This is a genomic window from Streptomyces sp. NPDC102274 (assembly GCF_044766385.1).
In the GTDB taxonomy this organism is placed as follows: Bacteria; Actinomycetota; Actinomycetes; order Streptomycetales; family Streptomycetaceae; genus Streptomyces.
This window is the reverse complement of record NZ_JBIWLW010000018.1, coordinates 101,947-117,266: the sequence shown is the minus strand read 5'-3', so window position 1 is coordinate 117,266 and position 15,320 is coordinate 101,947. Positions and strand designations below refer to the sequence as shown.

Genomic DNA, 15,320 nt, shown 5'->3' with positions numbered 1-15,320 from the left:
CAGACGGGCTCATTGGACCAGACGGCCTCATTGGACCAGACAGGCTCATTGGACCGGGTGGGCGCATTGGACCCGGCCGGCTCATTGGGCCCGGCCGGATCACCGGACCCGACGGTGGATCCGCTGACGCGCGTGCTCTTCGGGGCGGACTTCGGCCGGGAGCACGCGCCGTGGCGTCGGCTCGCCGCCGCGGCGCCGTTCCGCCGCCGGCCCGGTGCCTCGTCCGGGGAACGGCTGGCGATGGCGTACGAGCGGCTGCGTACCGTCAACGACACGCTCGACAGCCCGGCGGGGCTGGTGGCCGACCCGCGCGGGCTCGCCGCGCTGCATGAGTGGCTGGGCCCGGTCGATCCGGCCTTCACGACGGTCGCGGGCATTCACTACAACCTGTTCCTCGGCAGTCTCCTCGACCACGCGGAGAGCGAGCAGGGCGGGGCGCGCCGCTCGGCGCGGGACGGGGCGGCCCCGGCGGATCTGGCCGACTTCTTCGCGCTGCGCCGGGTGGGCACCTTCCTCTGTACGGAACTGGCGCACGGAAACGACGCGGTCGCCGTGGAGACGACGGCCACCTACGACCGGGAACGGGACGGTTTCGTCCTGCGCACGCCGCATGCCGGGGCGCAGAAGTTCATGCCCAACACCAGCGCGGCGGGCGGCCCCAAGTCCGGCGTGGTGGCGGCCCGGTTGCTCGTGGACGGTGCCGATCAGGGCGTTTTCCTGTTCCTGACGCCGCTGACCGACGCCGTCGGGGCGCTCCCCGGAGTCCGCGTACGCAGGCTGCCCGCCAGGCTGGGCAGTCCGGTGGACCACTGTCTGACCTCGTTCGACCGGGTCTTCGTGGGGCGCGAGGCGCTGCTGGGGGGCGCGCAGGGGCGGATCGGCGAGGACGGTGTGTTCCGGAGCGAGCTGAGCAACCGCCGACGGCGTTTCCTGACCTCGATCGGCCGGGTCACGGCGGGCAAGCTCTCGATGAGCGCGTGCGCGGTCGGTTCGGCGCGGGTCACGCTGGCGCTCGCCGTGCGATACGGGCGGCACCGGCACATCTCCGGTTCCCGAGGAGAGGAGCGGGTACCGGTGTTCGCGCACCGCAGCCACCACGGCCCGCTGGTCGGAGCCCTGGCCATGGTCTTCGCGATGACCCTGCTGCACCGTACGGCGCTGGACGCCTGGCAGTCGCGTACGGACGCGGACACGGACGAGGCCGAGCGGCTGGTGGCCGTCGCCAAGGGCTGGATCAGCTGGCGGGCGCGCGAGGTCATCGTGGAGTCGCGGGAACGGTGCGGTGCGCAGGCGCTGTTGGAGAACAACGGCATGACCGAGCTGCTGGCGGGTATCGAGGGCGTCATCACGGCGGAGGGCGACAATGTCGCGATCTACGCGAAGGCGGCGGCCGAGATGCTGTTCTCGGCGGCTCCGGCTTCGGTTTCGGGTCCAGCTGCGGCTACGGGGTCGGGGCAGGGGGAGGGACCGTACGGTCCCTCCGACCGCGAGCTGACCGATCCGCTGTTCCTGGACGGGCTCCTCGTCGCAATCGAGGCCGTATGGCTGGCACGGGCCCGCCGCCGGATGAGCCAGGTGCCGCACGGCGACTCGCTGGCGCGGTGGAACGCGGCGTCCGGTGCCGCGCTGCGCGCCGTGGAGGCGTACGCGTACCGGCGCGCGTCGGAGGCGTACGCGGTGGCGGTGGCAGAACTGGAACCCGGCCCGTTGCCCGCCTCGGCGTCGTCGCCTGCGTCTGCGTCCTCGTCTGCGTCCTCGTCTGCGTCCTCGCCGTCGCTGTCGCCTTCGCCCTCGGCCCATGACCTGCTGCGTTCACTGCACCGGCTCTTCGCGCTCCAGTGGATCGACCGGAACAGCGGCGATCTGTTGGCCGCGGGCCGGCTGGCCCCGCGTCATCTCGACGAACTGCCCGAGGCCGTCGAACAGCTCATCTCGCGGCTGGCCGGCCATGCCCCCGCCCTCGTCGAGTCCTTCGCGCTGCCGGAGGAGATGTTCGCCGACTGGCCCATCTCCGGGGCCGGTTACGCGGACGCCTATGACGACGCGGAGGGCGCGTGGCACTCCGTACCCGCGGTACCTGCCGCGCCCGCCGCGCCCGCCGCACCCGCTTGAAACCACCGATCCCTTCAACCGACCCAACCACTGGAAAGGACATCCCATGAGCGAGATCCACCCGAAGATCACCGAGGTGCTGACGGAGACGTTCAAGGTGCCCGCCGCGGAGATCATTCCCGAGGCCACGATGGACAGCCTGGAGATGGACTCCCTCGCCGTCGCCGAGTTCGCCGTCATCATCAAGGAGACGCTGGGTATCGACGCCGACTCGGACTCGCTGCTCAAGGGCGCCACGCTGACCGAGATCAGCGTGTTTCTCGACGGGGCGCGTACGGCGCGTACGGCGCGCGCCGTGCACGCGGCGCACGCGCTTCGCGCGGTTCACGCGGTCGGCACGACGAGTGGCGTCAGCGAGACGAACGAGGCCGCGGTGGGCGTCGGCCGATGACCGGACCCGCCATCGCCATCACCGGTCTGGGAATGATCACCCCGGCCGGCAACGACACCGATTCCACCTGGCACGGCGTGTGCGCGGGAGTCTCCCCGGCCCACCGGGTGCCCGAACTGAGCGGCTGCGCGGTCGACTTCGCCTGCACGGTCGAGGGCATCGACCTCGACGCCGCGATCGGCGGGCGTACGGCCTTCCGGATGGGCCGGTACGTGAAGTTCGCGCTTCTCGCCGCGCGCGAGGCGGTCGCCGACGCCGGACTCGACCCGGCGAGCTGGGACGGCACCCGGGTAGCCGTCGTGGTCGGGACCAGCAGCGGGGGGTCCGCCAGCCTGACGGAACAGTCCGTCGCGCTCGACAGACGCGGCCCCGAGGCGACCTCCCCGTCCGGCATCCTGCTCACGATCCCCAACATGCCGGCGGCCGAGATCGCCATCAAGATGCGGGCCACCGGGCCCAGCATGGCGCCGTGCACGGCGTGTTCCTCGGGGGTCACGGCGCTGTCCGTGGCACGGGATCTGCTCTCCACCGGGCAGTGCGACATCGCCGTGGCGGGGGCGACGGAATCGATCGTCTTCCCGGTCGCCATAACCGGGTTCGTTCGCTCGGGCGCCGCCGCCACGGCGGGTCCCGGCGACGATCCGGCGCTGCTGTGCCGGCCCTTCGCCTCGGACCGCGCGGGGCTGGTCCTGGGGGAGGGCGCGGCGATCATGGTGCTGGAGCGCGAGCAGGACGCGCGGGCGCGCGGCGCGGAGCCACGCGCGCTGTTGGCGGGCGCCGGTGCCACGACCGACGCGCACCACCCGACGAGCCCGCACCCCTCGGGCGCCGTCGCCCAGCGCGCGGTGGAGGTGGCGCTGCGCGACGCGGGCTGGCAGCCCGGTGAGGTCGAGCACGTCAACGCGCACGGTACCTCGACGCCGCTCAACGACGCGACCGAGGCGGCGCTGATCAGCAGGGTCTATCCGCACCGGCCGCCGGTCACGGCGCCCAAGGGTGTGCTGGGGCACTGTATGGGGGCGGCGGGCGCGATCGAGGCGGGCCTGACGGTGCTGACGCTCCAGCACGGCGTCGTACCGCCGATCGCCAACCTGGACGCGTCGGCCGTCGAGTTCGACATCGACTGCGTGACCAAGCAGCCGCTGCGTCGGCGGATCGACCGGGCGGTCAGCCACTCGTTCGGCTTCGGCGGGCACAACGCGGTACTGGCGCTGCGACGCGCCTGACCCACGCCGCCGTACGCACCGCTGTCGTACGCACCACGTCGTACGTACCGCCGTTCGCACCGCAATACCGCAATACCGCCGTACGCACCGCGGTACCGCCGCACCGCCGTACGCACCGCCGTACGTTCGCCGCCCCGGTCGCACGGACCGTGCCGGCTGTACGGACCACGCCGGCGCACACAATGCGCCGACGTACGGAATGCCGTCCTCCAGCCACGCGCCGGGGGGCGGCCTCCCCTCACTCTCACTCCGGAGGCCCCACCATGAGCAGGCATCCGCCGCTCCGAGGACGTACCGCCGTCATCACCGGCGCCGCGCGCGGCGTCGGTGAGCAGCTCGCCCGGTCCCTCTCCGAACGGGGCGCCCGGCTGGCGCTCGTCGGTCTGGAGAAGTCCGAACTGGCCCGCGTCACCGAGTCGTTGACGGGCGAGGCGGACCACTGGCACGCGGATGTCACCGACGCGGCGGCCATGCTGCGTACGGCACGGCTCGTCGAGGAGCGCTTCGGTACGGTCGATGTCGTCGTCGCCAACGCCGGGGTCGCGGCGGGCGGCCTCTTCCGCCACTCCGAGCCCGACGCGTGGCGCCGTGTCATCGAGGTGAACCTGATCGGCAGCGCCAACACCGCCCGCGCCTTTCTCCCCGCCCTGCTGGCCTCCCGCGGCTACTACCTCCAGATCGCCTCACTCGCGGCCCTCGCCCCCGCGCCGATGATGTCGGCCTACTGCGCCTCGAAGGCCGGGGTGGAGTCCTTCGCGCACACCCTGCGCACCGAGGTGGCGCACCACGGAGTGGAGGTCGGCGTCGGCTATCTCACCTGGACCGACACCGACATGGTCCGCAGCGCCGAGCAGGACTCCACGCTCCGCGAGCTGCGCTCCTGTATGCGCTGGCCCGCCAACCGCACCTACCCGCTGGCCCCGGCCGTGGACCGCCTCGCCACCGGCATCGAACGCCGCGCCCGCCATGTCTACGCCCAGCCCTGGCTCCGCGCGGCCCAGCTCGTACGCGCGGCCCTCCCACCCGCCGCGGCCCGCCGGGCCCGCCGCGCCCTGCCCGCCCTGGAACCCACCTCGGCCGCGACCCCCACCACCCTTCTGGGCGCGGGCGGAGCCGCCAACGACCCGAGTTCGGAGCGGGACAGCCCTTAGGACGACCGCGCCGACCGCTCTGCGGTTTCCGCGCCTGTCGGCGGCCTGCCGGGAAGCCGCCGAGATCCGCATCTCATTGCACCTTCATGGCCCGCCGCGCATCCTGCTGGGATGCGCTTCTCCATCAACATCCCCAACTTCGGTGACTTCGCGGACCCCCGTAACGTCGCGACCGTAGCGACTGCCGCCGAACAGGCCGGCTGGGACGGGCTCTTCGTCTGGGACCACGTACTGCACCGACGGCACCAGGGGCGTCCCTTCGGGGACCCCTGGATGCTGCTGACCGCCGCCGCGCTGGCGACCTCACGGATCCGATTGGGCACCCTGCTGACGCCCGTCCCTCGTTACCGTCCGCAGCAACTCGCCCGTCAGGTGGCCACCTTGGACCATCTCAGCCGCGGCAGGGCGATCTTCGCGGCGGGCCTGGGCGGTCCGGTCGAGGACGAGTACCACAGCTTCGGCGACACGGCCGAGCCGCGCGTTCTCGCCGAGCGGCTGGACGAGGGACTGGAGCTGTTGGGGCGCTTCTGGTCGGGCGGGCCGGTGGACCACCGTGGCCGGCACTACGAGGTCCGGGACGTGACGCTGTTGCCCGCCACCGTGCAGCGGCCCGGCCCGCCGGTATGGATCGGCGGGTTCTGGCCGCGTCGTGCGCCCATGCGGCGGGCGGCGCGGTGGGACGGCGCGGTGCCGCTGTTCGAAACGGCCCGGCATGGTCATGTGCCCGATGCGGCGGAGGTACGGGAGCTGGTCGGCTACGTGCGCGAGCAGCGTACGGCCGGGGACGGGCGCCCCTTCGAGTTCGTGCTCGGCGGTGCCACGCCCCCGGACGCGGCCAAAGCCAGGGACGTGATCGGTCCGCTGCACGAGGCCGGCGCCACCTGGTGGGACGAGCGGCAGGTCCAGACCGGCCCCGACCTGGACCGTCTGCCCCCGGTGCTACGCCGCATCGAGGCGGGGCCGCCGGTGGTCGAATGAGCCGTTCGAGGGCCGCTGTCCCGTACCCCGATGGCGCGGCCCGCGGCAGCCTCGCCGCAGCGCTCCGGGCAGAGACGGAAGGCTGCTTCGGCGCCGTCCCCGGACACGGTCTGTGACCGGCACCGAACCCCGGCGACCTCCGCGATCCTGCGGGACCCCGTGCCGGGTGGCACACGTGTGCCCTCCGTCCCGGGCGGCACACGTGTGTCACAGATCGTCGACAGCGCGAACCGAACAGGCGGGTTCCCCTCTCTTGCCAGGCGGATCGACAGTCACTGTCCGCCCGCCCGCACCAGCCGAGGAGACTTCCGCCATGCCCGAGACATCCCCTTCCGCGATCCGGCGTCTTCGCGGCCGGGCCATGGGGCTCGTCGTGGCCGGTACGGCCCTTGTCCTCGCCGCCCCGATCCCGGCGACGGCTGTGGCCGGCCAGGCCCGTGCCGCCTCGGCCGATCCGGTCTCCGTCATGACGTACACCGCCAAGGAGCGCCGGGAGGCCCTCGCCTACTGGACGACCTCCCGTATGAAGGCCGTCGGGAAGTCCGTGGATCTCGGTCCGACCGGGCCGAAGGCGAAGCCGTGGCGGGGCACCGCTCTGAAGACCGTGGGGCGGCTCTTCTTCGTCAACGCGGCGGGCGCCGACACCTGGTGCACGGCCACCGCCGTGAAGAGCGCCAACCGTTCCGCCGTGATGACCGCCGCGCACTGCGTGCGCCGGGGCTCCTCTCCCGGCAACACCAACAGCACGATGGTGTTCGTCCCCGGCTACAGCAAGGGGAAGAAGCCGTACGGCGTGTTCGCGGTCCGCACCGCCGCGACCCCGCGCACCTGGGAGAACGACTCCACCGACGACCTGTCCGCGCTGGTCGTCGACACCGACAAGAGCGACCGCAAGCTCACCGACGTCGTGGGCGGCCAGGCCATCGCCTTCCATCGCGCCGTCGGCGGCACCATCTCCTCCTTCGGCTACTCCGCCACCCGCCCGCAGCTCGGCGGGGAACTCCTCCGCTGTGTCGGTACGGCGAAGAAGAAGCACGGTATGCAGGCCATCCCCTGTGACATGACCGGCGGCTCCAGCGGTGGCCCGTGGCTGGCCGACTTCGACGCCGCCACCGGCAAGGGCGTCCTGGTCTCGGTCAACAGTTCGCTGGACTCCCTGACGCCGACCGAGATGTGGGGGGAGGTGCTGGGGGCCACGGCCAAGAAGGTGTACGACCGGGCCCAGAAGGGCTGACGCGGGGCGCGGCAGATGTGCATGACGCACGTCTCGTGCGTCATGCACATTTCAGGATATTCCCGGTCTTGTCCGGCGGAAGCCGCGTAGCGGAAATATGATGACCGTGAGGCTTGAGCGAGAGCCCTCTGTCCTCCGTTGCGAGGAACAACTCACAGCGGTCCGCCTACGGACGTACCTCGGAGCGGTGCATGACCCGGCGTCGTCCCAGCCAGTCGGCGAGCGCCGACGATTTGCTGAGAACCCTCGGTCGGCTCACCGCCCAGGCACGGCGGCGGGTGGAGTTGCAGCATGCCCGGGTGGAGCTGGCGGAGGCCCTGCAGCGTGCGATGGTCCCGCCGTTCCTGCCCGCCGTACCGGGGCTGCGGACCGCCGCGAGGTACGCGCCCGCGCGGGACGGGCTGGATATCGGCGGCGACTGGTACGACGGTTTTCTCCTGCCGGACGGCACGCTCGCGTTCTGCGTCGGTGATGTCCAGGGGCACGATGTCGAGGCGGCCGTGATCATGGGGCAGGTACGGATCGGTCTGCGGGCGGTCGCGGCGGCGGCCGGTGACCCCGGGCAGGTGCTGAGCCGGGCCAACGATCTGATGCTGTCGGTGGACTCCACGCTCTTCGCGACGTGCACGTTCCTCCGCTTCGACCCGGCCACCCGGGTGCTGGAGAGCGCCCGCGCCGGCCATGTGGCCTCGGTCTGGGCCTTGGCGGACGGCAGCTGGGGTGTCGACGAGGACCCGGGCGGTCTGCCGCTCGGCATCCTGCCGGGGGAGAGGTACCCGGTGATCCGCCGTCGCCTGACGGACACCGGGGCGTTCGTCGTCGTCACGGACGGTGTGGTCGAGGGGCCTTCGTTTCCGGTCGAGGCCGGTCTGGAGCGGGTGGCCCGGCTGACCGCCGCGGCGGTCCGGGCCGCTCAGGACGCCCACATCGGTGCGGACCCCGGCGAGCTGGCCACCCGAGTGCTGAAGGTGGCCGATCTGACCGGGCACCTGGACGACGCCGCCGTGCTCGTCCTCTGCCACGACTCCGTACCGAACGGTCCCGTCGGCGCGTGCGGCCCGTGCCGCTGACCCGGAGGCCGGGCGTCCACGCGTGCGGCCCGGGGTGACGCCAGCCCACCGGCAGTGCGTGTCACGGCGTACCCGGGCGGCGGGCGTTGTCTGATGACTGATGTGGTGCGTACCGAGGAAGTCCGACGTCTGTCCCTGGCCGTTCTCCGGACTCTCGGCGTCGCCGCCGCCTACTACGGGGCCGGACAGCTCGGTCTGCTGAAGCGGCTGGTGATCGAGGGTGTGGTCGCGACGCCACTCTGGCCGCCCTCGGGCATCTCGCTGGCCTGCCTGTTCTTTCTGGGTCTCGGGATCTGGCCGGGGATCGCGCTCGGCGCCCTCTTCACCGCGATCGTGGCGCTCGGTCCTCTCCACCTCTTCGACATCGGGATCGTCGCGGCAAGCACACTCGCCCCGGTCTGTGCCTTTCTGATGCTCCGGCACGTGGGATTCCGTACAGAGCTGGACCGGCTGCGGGACGGGGTCGCCCTGGTGTTCCTCGGGGCGCTGGCCGGGATGCTGATCAGCGCGACGCTGTGCGTGGTGATGCTGGTCATCGGCGGCAGGCTGGCGCTGGAGGGGTTCTGGCCGGCCTGGTTGGCGTGGTGGGTGGGCGACGCCATGGGCGTGCTCGTGGTCACGCCGGTGCTGCTCATGCTCCGCAGGGCCCGGCTGCCCCGGGCCAGGGACTTCCGCCGCTGGGCCGAGGCGGTGGCCCTGCTGATCACCGCCGCCGCCGTGACGCCGCTGGCCACCAGGAGCAGCCTCTCCCTGCTCTTCCTCGTCTTCCCGGTGCTGATCTGGGCCGCGCTGCGCTTCCGGCTTCCCGGGAGCGCGCCGTACGCGCTGTTCGTCTCCGTGCTGGCGATCTCGGGGGCGACCGACCTCGTCGGGGCCTTCGCCCATCACACCCTCGTCGAGCGGATGGTCAGCCTCCAGGCCCTCAACGGAGCCGTCGCGCTGACCTCGCTGCTGCTGGCGGCGATCGTCACCGAACAGCGGAACGTCCGGCTGAAGATCGAGCAGGCGTGCGTGGAGCTCGCCGATCTGGTGGCGCACCTCAGCCCGACGGAGCCGCCGAAGGGGTGGCGGTCGGACCGCGGGAAGAACGCCGGCCCGTGACGAAGCCCGACGCAGACAGGCGAGCCCGACGAAGGCCGACGAGACCGACGAAGCCCAGAGAGGTGAGGTAGCGCACCATGCCCCTGACAGGAGCGATGTTCCTCGGCGCCGAGCGGCGGACCGGCCGTGGCCCGGTGGTCGCCTCGGTCGATCCCCGTACGGACATCCCGCTGGAGCCCGGCTACGGCTCCGGCACCCCCGAGGACGTCGCCCGCGCCTGCGAACTGGCCGAGCGGGCGGAACCCGGCTATCGCGCCACCTCCCCCGAGCGGCGGGCGACCTTCCTGGAGCGGATCGCGGACCGTATCGAGGCGCTCGGCGAGGAGCTGACCGTCCGGGCCGTCACCGAGAGCGGCCTCCCCGCGGGCCGGGTCACCGGCGAACGGGACCGTACGACCGGGCAGTTGCGGCTCCTCGCGGCCGAGGTGCGGTACGGCGCCTGGGCGGAGGTACGGATCGACCGGGCGCTGCCGGACCGTGTCCCCGAGCCGCGGCCCGATCTGCGGGAGCGTCATATCGGCATCGGGCCGGTGGCGGTGTTCGGCGCGAGCGACTTCCCGCTCGGTTTCTCGGTGGCGGGCGGCGACAGCACCGCCGCGCTCGCCGCCGGCTGCCCCGTCGTACTCAAGGCGCACAGCGCCCATCTGGGCACCTCGGAACTGGTCGGCTCGGCCGTGGCCGCCGCCGTACGCGAGAGCGAGCTGCCGGAAGGCGTGTTCTCGCTGCTCTTCGGCTCCGGCGCGGAACTCGGCCGGGCCCTGGTCGCCGACCCCCGGATCCGGGCCGTCGGCTTCACCGGATCGCGGGCGGGCGGCGAGGCGCTGATGCGTACGGCCGCCGCCCGCCCCGAACCGGTCCCGGTGTACGCCGAGATGAGCAGCGTCAATCCGGTCTTCCTGCTGCCCGGTGCCCTGCGCGAGCGGTCCGCCGCGCTGGTCGAGGGGTTCATCGGCGCGCTGACGGCGGGCGCCGGGCAGTTCCGTACCCGGCCGGGGCTGCTGGCCGGCGTCAACGGACCGGAGCTGGCGGAGTTCCTGGCGGCGGCGGGCCGGGCGGTGTCGGCGCGGATCGCGCGGACGGTGCAGACCCGCGCCCTCCACGACGCCTACGAGCGCGCCGCGGCGGCGCTGGCGGCGGTCGAGGACGTACGGGAGGTCGCCGCAGGACAGCCGGGCGAGGGCGCCAACACCTGTGCGCCCCGGCTGTTCACGGTCCCCGCCGAGACGTTCCTCGGCCGGCCGGAACTCCAGGATCAGACGTTCGGCGCCCTCGCGACGGTGGTGACCTGCCGTGACACGGTCCAACTCACCGAGGTGGCCCGCGCCTTGCGGGGCCAGCTGACCGCCACGGTCCACCACGGCACGGGGGACCAGGACACCGCCGCCGCCCTGCTGCCGCTGCTGGAGACCAGGGCGGGCCGCGTCCTCTACGACGGCTGGCCCACGGCGGTCGAGGTCAGCCACGCGATGGTGCACGGCGGTCCGTACCCCGCCACTTCGGACGTACGCACGACCTCGGTCGGCACCCTGTCCATCCGCCGCTTCCTGCGTCCGGTCTGCTACCAGGACGTCCCGGCCGCCTTCCTGCCCGCCGATGTCTCCGACGGCAACCCCCGCGACCTGCCCCGCAGGCTGAACGGCGCCCGGGAACACCGCTGAGCGCTTCGCCCCGCGCCCGCGCCCGTCGCCGGGCGGACCCCAGCCCTCAGTGGTAGACGGGGAACGGTGTGGTCGCGGGGCTGATGAGGGCCGCGTACGGGTCCTCGTGCCGGCGGTGACGGCCGGACTGGCTGCCGTCGGAGGGGTGGGTGCGGGGGGTGAGCAGCCCGTCGTTGGCCAGGGTCTGTACGCGGAGCAGCAGCGCCCGCAGGTCCAGGCCCAGCTCCGCGGCGACCGTCTGGAGGTCGAGGCCGGACTTCCAGCTCCACAGCAGGACGGAGTCCATGCTGGCCGACCAGACCACGGTCTCCTCCACCGCGGGGGTGTGGAAGACCGTGGGCGCGGCGGCCGTCTGTGCCTCCTGGGGCATCGAGTCCGGCTGCTGGGGCATCTCGCCCCGGGGCTGCGGCAGTTGGACCTCCGACACCGAGAAGGTGTCGGCGGCGGGATCGTGCATCGGCGGGTGTCCCTGTCCCTGTCCCTGCCCCTGTGTCTGTGGCGGGGGCGGCGGCATCTGCGGTGGCTCCTGCGGGACCTGAGGGACCTGTGGTGTCAGCGATGCGAGTGGTGGCGGCGGTGGCTGCGTTCCGCGGATCAGGAGTTCCTCGGCGACGGACCGGGCGTCCTCCCTGCCCACCGTGCGCCGCGCGACCCGCACTTCGCGTTCGTTCAGGCCCATCAGATCGGCCACCGCGCCGTCGTTGCCGACCGTCACGGAGAAGGCCGCGAGCGTCCTGCTCCGCTCGGCCTGCGCCGCGTCCAGCACCGACTGCGCCTGGCGCACACGCTCATCGCTGGCGCAGAAGGCTTCGGCCAGGACAGTGTTCCGCTCCCAGAGTTCACGTGGATCCACGTGCGTAACAACGTCCGTGGCGCGAACAGGAATGGACTATGTGTTCAATTGCACCCAAAGGGCCTAAAGATATAATAAGGGCCAGTTGGATCAGATCTCTCATGGAGATCTGCTGGGATGACAATCTCCGGTCGGCAACTCAGGCCGACAGCCCGGCCGCGCGCGTCCGCAGATACCGCGCTTCGGGCACGCTGAGCGTACGCCCGGCGGCCAACCGATAGGCGGCTCGCGCGCCTTCTATGTCCCCCGCTTTCTCCAGCAGATGCGCGCGTACGGCATCGAGCCGGTGATTGCCCGCCAACCGGTCCTCCAGTACGGCGATCTCGGCCAGTCCGGCCCGGGGGCCGCGCACCATCGCGACGGCCACGGCCCTGCCGAGTTCGGCCATGGGCTCGGGCACGCGACGCACCAGGATGTCGTACAGGGCCAGGATCTGCGGCCAGTCGGTGTCCTCGGCGCGGGCCGCCTCGTCATGGAGCGCGGCGATGGCCGACTGCAACTGGTAGGCACCGGCCGGTCCCTGGGACAGCGCCTCCGCCACCAGCGCGGTGCCTTCGTCGATCGCCTTCCGGTCCCAGAGGGAACGGTCCTGCTCGTCCAGCGGGATCAGTTCGCCCTCGGGACCCGTGCGCGCGGCGCTCCGGGCGTCGGTGAGCAGCATCAGCGCCAGCAGCCCGGTCACAGCGCCCTCCCGGGGCAGCAGTTGGCGTAGGGCCCGGGTCAGCCGGATCGCCTCCCGGGCGAGATCGGCGCGGTGCAGATCGCTGCCGGAGGTCGCCGTATAGCCCTCGTTGAAGATCAGATAGAGCACCTGGAGCACGGGCGCGAGCCGTTGGTCCCGGTCCTCCGGGCCCGGCTGCCGGAAGGGCACCCCCTTGATCCGCCGCTTGGCCCTGCTGATCCGCTGCGCCATCGTCGCCTCAGGGACCAGATGGGCGCGGGCGATCTCGGCCGTGGTCAGACCGCCGACGGCACGCAGCGTGAGCGCGATCTGCGCGGCGGGGGCCAGTTCGGGGTGGCAGCAGAGGAAGAGCAGGGTGAGGGTGTCGTCCTGGGACGGCGCGCGGCTCTCCCCGGGCGGCGGCGCCGTGAACGCGTCGCGCGGTGCGAGCGCCGCGGCCGTCTCCTCGCGCACGCGCCGCGCCTCGTCGGCGCGCAGCTGGTCCATGAGCCGCCGGGAGGCGACCCTGATCAGCCAGCCGCGCGGGTTGTCGGGCACCCCTGTCTCCGGCCACTGCCGGGCCGCGGCGAGCAGCGCCTCCTGTACGGAGTCCTCAGCCGTGCCGAAGTGTCCGTACCGGCGTACCAGCGCGCCGAGGACCTGCGGCGTATGCATCCGCAGCAGGTCCTCGATCTCCCTTCCGGGCCTCATGCCGTACGTCTCAGACGTCGCCGCCGCCCATGTCCGGGATGGGCCGGATGACCACGGGGTAGATCGGGGAGCCCTCGGGCGCCGGGGACCGCAGGACGCGTTCGGCGATCTCCGTCACCCGCTCCAGGCTCTCGCAGTCCAGTACCCAGTAGCCGGCGAGCAGTTCCTTGGTCTCGCCGTACGGGCCGTCCGTGATCACGGGCCGGCCGTCTTCGCCCAACCCGACGAGGCGCGTGGCGGCGGGCTCGGCCAGACCGTTCCCGTCCACGATCTCGCCGCTCTCGGCGAGATCGTTGTTGAGCTCTTGCATATAGGAGAACATCGCGCGCAGATCCTTCTCGCTCCACGCCGGACTGTGGTCGGACGCCTTGCCGGCCATCGCGTCGTAGTCGGCCTGTGCGCTCTGCACCATCACCAGGTACTTCATGATGTCGTCTCCTCGGTTCCGCGGTACACCGTCACCCCTCGTGGGCAACTCTCACAGGGGACGTCGGAGCGGGCCAGGCGTTCTCGACAACCGGCCCGACGAATTCGCGAAGATTTTTTTCGGAACCGCTCCCGGACCGGAACGCCCCCGGAGGGGAGCCCGGCGCCCGGCCGATCAGCGGGCCGTCTCCCGCTCGGGAACGGCGCGCCACGCCTGCGCGGGGGTCCGGTCGGACGCGGTTTCCAGCGGGCGGCGGGCCCAGCGGCCCGCGATGACCGCGCACACCATCAGCTGCACCTGGTGGAAGAGCATGAGGGGCAGGATCACCGGGCCCGCCGAGGCCCCGAACAGCACCGCCGCCATGGGCAGCCCCGTCGCCAGGCTCTTGTTGGAGCCGCAGAAGACGATGGTGATCCGGTCCTCCTGGCTGAACCCCAGGCGCCGGGCGGTGAACGAGGTCGTCGCGAGGGCCACCGCCAGCAGAAGCACGGCCAGCGCGAGCAGACCGGCCAGCCGCGCCGGGGTGATCCGCTGCCAGATGCCTTCCGCCATGCCCTGGCTGAAGGCCGTATAGACGACGAGAAGGATGGAGAACCGGTCCAGCAGGCCGATCCGCTTCTTGTGGCGGCCGATGAACCCGCCGATCCAGCGGCGCGCCAACTGCCCGGCGACGAAGGGAAGCAGGAGCTGGGTGGTGATGGCCACGGCCCCATGGGCCGAGAAGCTGACGGTGGAGCCGATCAGCCAGGCCGCCAGCAGCGGGGTGGCGACCATGCCGAACAGGCTGGAGTACGTACCGGCGCAGATGGCGGCCGGGACATTGCCCCGGGCGGTGGAGGTCAGCGCGATAGACGACTGGACGGTCGAGGGGACGACGCAGAGGAAGAGGAGGCCGGTGTAGAGCTGGTCGGTGAGGAGGAACGGTACGAGTCCGCCCGCGACCAGCCCGAGCAGCGGGAAGAGGGCGAACGTACTGGCCCCCACCACGAGGTGGAGTTTCCACTGCCGCAGTCCGTCGACCGCCTCGCGGGTGGAGAGCCGCGCGCCGTAGAGGAAGAAGAGCAGCGCGATGGCGAGGTCGGCGGCGCCGCCGACGGCCACGGCCGCCCGGCCGCTCGCGGGCAGCAGCGCCGCGAACACGACCGTGCCGAGAAGGGCGACGACATAGAGGTCGACCGCCCTTCCCAGCCGGCCCGGCCAGGACATCAGCCAGGACTTAGGGGTCACGTCATTCACCGTTCTCGCCTTGGTACGGCGGATGCCCGATCTGCCCGATCTGCCCGATCTGCCCGATGGCGCCGCCGGAGCCGGAGCCGGAGCCGGAGCCGGAGCCGGAACCCGAGCCCGAGCCGGGGCCGGTGCCGGTGCCGGTGCCGGGTCCCGGACCTTGCCCCGGCTCGGAGACATCCCCGGTCCGGACATCGATGGCGCCACCACCCCCGTCGTGGTCGCTGCCCGCCGTGCCCTTGCTCTTGAACAGCATGTTGAGCGTCCGGTCGACCTCCAGCCAGGAGTCGGCATGGGAGTTGTCGATCACCAGGAGACCGACATTGCGTCCGGCGACCGGCCCCGACCGCTCCGGCTCGTCGTCGTCGGCCTGTGCGATGCCGGCACCGCACAGGACGCTCGTCGTCGCCGCGACGAAGACACTCGTCGTGGAGACTCCCCTCAGGAGAGGCGTTTTCTTCGGAAGACGGTGCCGGCCGTTGCCGGACCGAAGGAAATGAGATGACAAGAGTGAATTCCC

The 15,320-nt window shown here is 72.1% G+C and carries 13 protein-coding genes and 1 pseudogene; 9 read left to right on the top strand and 5 right to left on the bottom strand.

Annotated elements, in window-relative coordinates; genetic code table 11:
- Positions 1-114: 114 nt before the first annotated feature.
- From ACIRQP_RS23940 to ACIRQP_RS23900, 9 genes and pseudogenes are all read left to right on the top strand, one after another.
- Positions 115-2,112, top strand: coding sequence for an acyl-CoA dehydrogenase (locus ACIRQP_RS23940; RefSeq protein ID WP_403893163.1), 1,998 nt, complete (start codon positions 115-117; stop codon positions 2,110-2,112).
- A 46-nt stretch (positions 2,113-2,158) separates the two neighbouring features.
- Positions 2,159-2,383: pseudogene (locus tag ACIRQP_RS23935) on the top strand (acyl carrier protein); the annotation flags it as partial.
- Positions 2,384-2,499: 116 nt separating this feature from the next.
- Positions 2,500-3,729 (top strand): beta-ketoacyl-[acyl-carrier-protein] synthase family protein, encoded by a 1,230-nt coding sequence (locus ACIRQP_RS23930; protein ID WP_403893162.1) that lies wholly within the window; start codon positions 2,500-2,502, stop codon positions 3,727-3,729.
- Between the two features lie 263 nt (positions 3,730-3,992).
- Positions 3,993-4,880 carry an SDR family oxidoreductase gene (locus ACIRQP_RS23925; RefSeq protein ID WP_403893161.1) on the top strand — a complete coding sequence of 296 codons (888 nt, stop codon included), beginning with the start codon at positions 3,993-3,995 and terminating at the stop codon, positions 4,878-4,880.
- A gap of 111 nt (positions 4,881-4,991) precedes the next feature.
- A complete protein-coding gene (locus ACIRQP_RS23920) occupies positions 4,992-5,858 on the top strand; it encodes an LLM class flavin-dependent oxidoreductase (protein WP_403893160.1) in 867 nt (288 codons plus the stop codon).
- Between the two features lie 313 nt (positions 5,859-6,171).
- Entirely contained in the window at positions 6,172-7,092 is a 921-nt protein-coding gene (locus tag ACIRQP_RS23915) for a trypsin-like serine peptidase (RefSeq protein WP_403893159.1), read from the top strand.
- 191 nt (positions 7,093-7,283) lie between these two features.
- On the top strand, positions 7,284-8,162 hold the full coding sequence (locus ACIRQP_RS23910; RefSeq protein WP_403893158.1) for a PP2C family protein-serine/threonine phosphatase: 879 nt from the start codon (positions 7,284-7,286) through the stop codon (positions 8,160-8,162).
- Between the two features lie 102 nt (positions 8,163-8,264).
- The gene (locus ACIRQP_RS23905) at positions 8,265-9,263 is read left to right on the top strand and encodes an MASE1 domain-containing protein (protein WP_403893209.1); all 999 of its coding nucleotides are present in this window, start codon (positions 8,265-8,267) and stop codon (positions 9,261-9,263) included.
- A gap of 77 nt (positions 9,264-9,340) precedes the next feature.
- Positions 9,341-10,921, top strand: coding sequence for an aldehyde dehydrogenase (NADP(+)) (locus ACIRQP_RS23900; protein WP_403893157.1), 1,581 nt, complete (start codon positions 9,341-9,343; stop codon positions 10,919-10,921).
- Positions 10,922-10,967: 46 nt separating this feature from the next.
- Here the strand turns inward: ACIRQP_RS23900 and ACIRQP_RS23895 are convergent, their stop codons facing one another.
- The 5 genes from ACIRQP_RS23895 to ACIRQP_RS23875 all read right to left on the bottom strand — a co-directional run bounded on the left by ACIRQP_RS23895 (position 10,968) and on the right by ACIRQP_RS23875 (position 15,308).
- A complete protein-coding gene (locus ACIRQP_RS23895; RefSeq protein WP_403893156.1) occupies positions 10,968-11,774 on the bottom strand; it encodes a hypothetical protein in 807 nt (268 codons plus the stop codon).
- Positions 11,775-11,913: 139 nt separating this feature from the next.
- Positions 11,914-13,146 (bottom strand): RNA polymerase sigma factor, encoded by a 1,233-nt coding sequence (locus tag ACIRQP_RS23890; RefSeq protein WP_403893155.1) that lies wholly within the window; start codon positions 13,144-13,146, stop codon positions 11,914-11,916.
- A gap of 10 nt (positions 13,147-13,156) precedes the next feature.
- On the bottom strand, positions 13,157-13,573 hold the full coding sequence (locus ACIRQP_RS23885) for a YciI family protein (RefSeq protein ID WP_403893154.1): 417 nt from the start codon (positions 13,571-13,573) through the stop codon (positions 13,157-13,159).
- Between the two features lie 174 nt (positions 13,574-13,747).
- A complete protein-coding gene (locus tag ACIRQP_RS23880; RefSeq protein WP_403893208.1) occupies positions 13,748-14,779 on the bottom strand; it encodes a bile acid:sodium symporter family protein in 1,032 nt (343 codons plus the stop codon).
- A 22-nt stretch (positions 14,780-14,801) separates the two neighbouring features.
- A complete protein-coding gene (locus ACIRQP_RS23875; RefSeq protein WP_403893153.1) occupies positions 14,802-15,308 on the bottom strand; it encodes a hypothetical protein in 507 nt (168 codons plus the stop codon).
- Positions 15,309-15,320 lie beyond the last annotated feature (12 nt).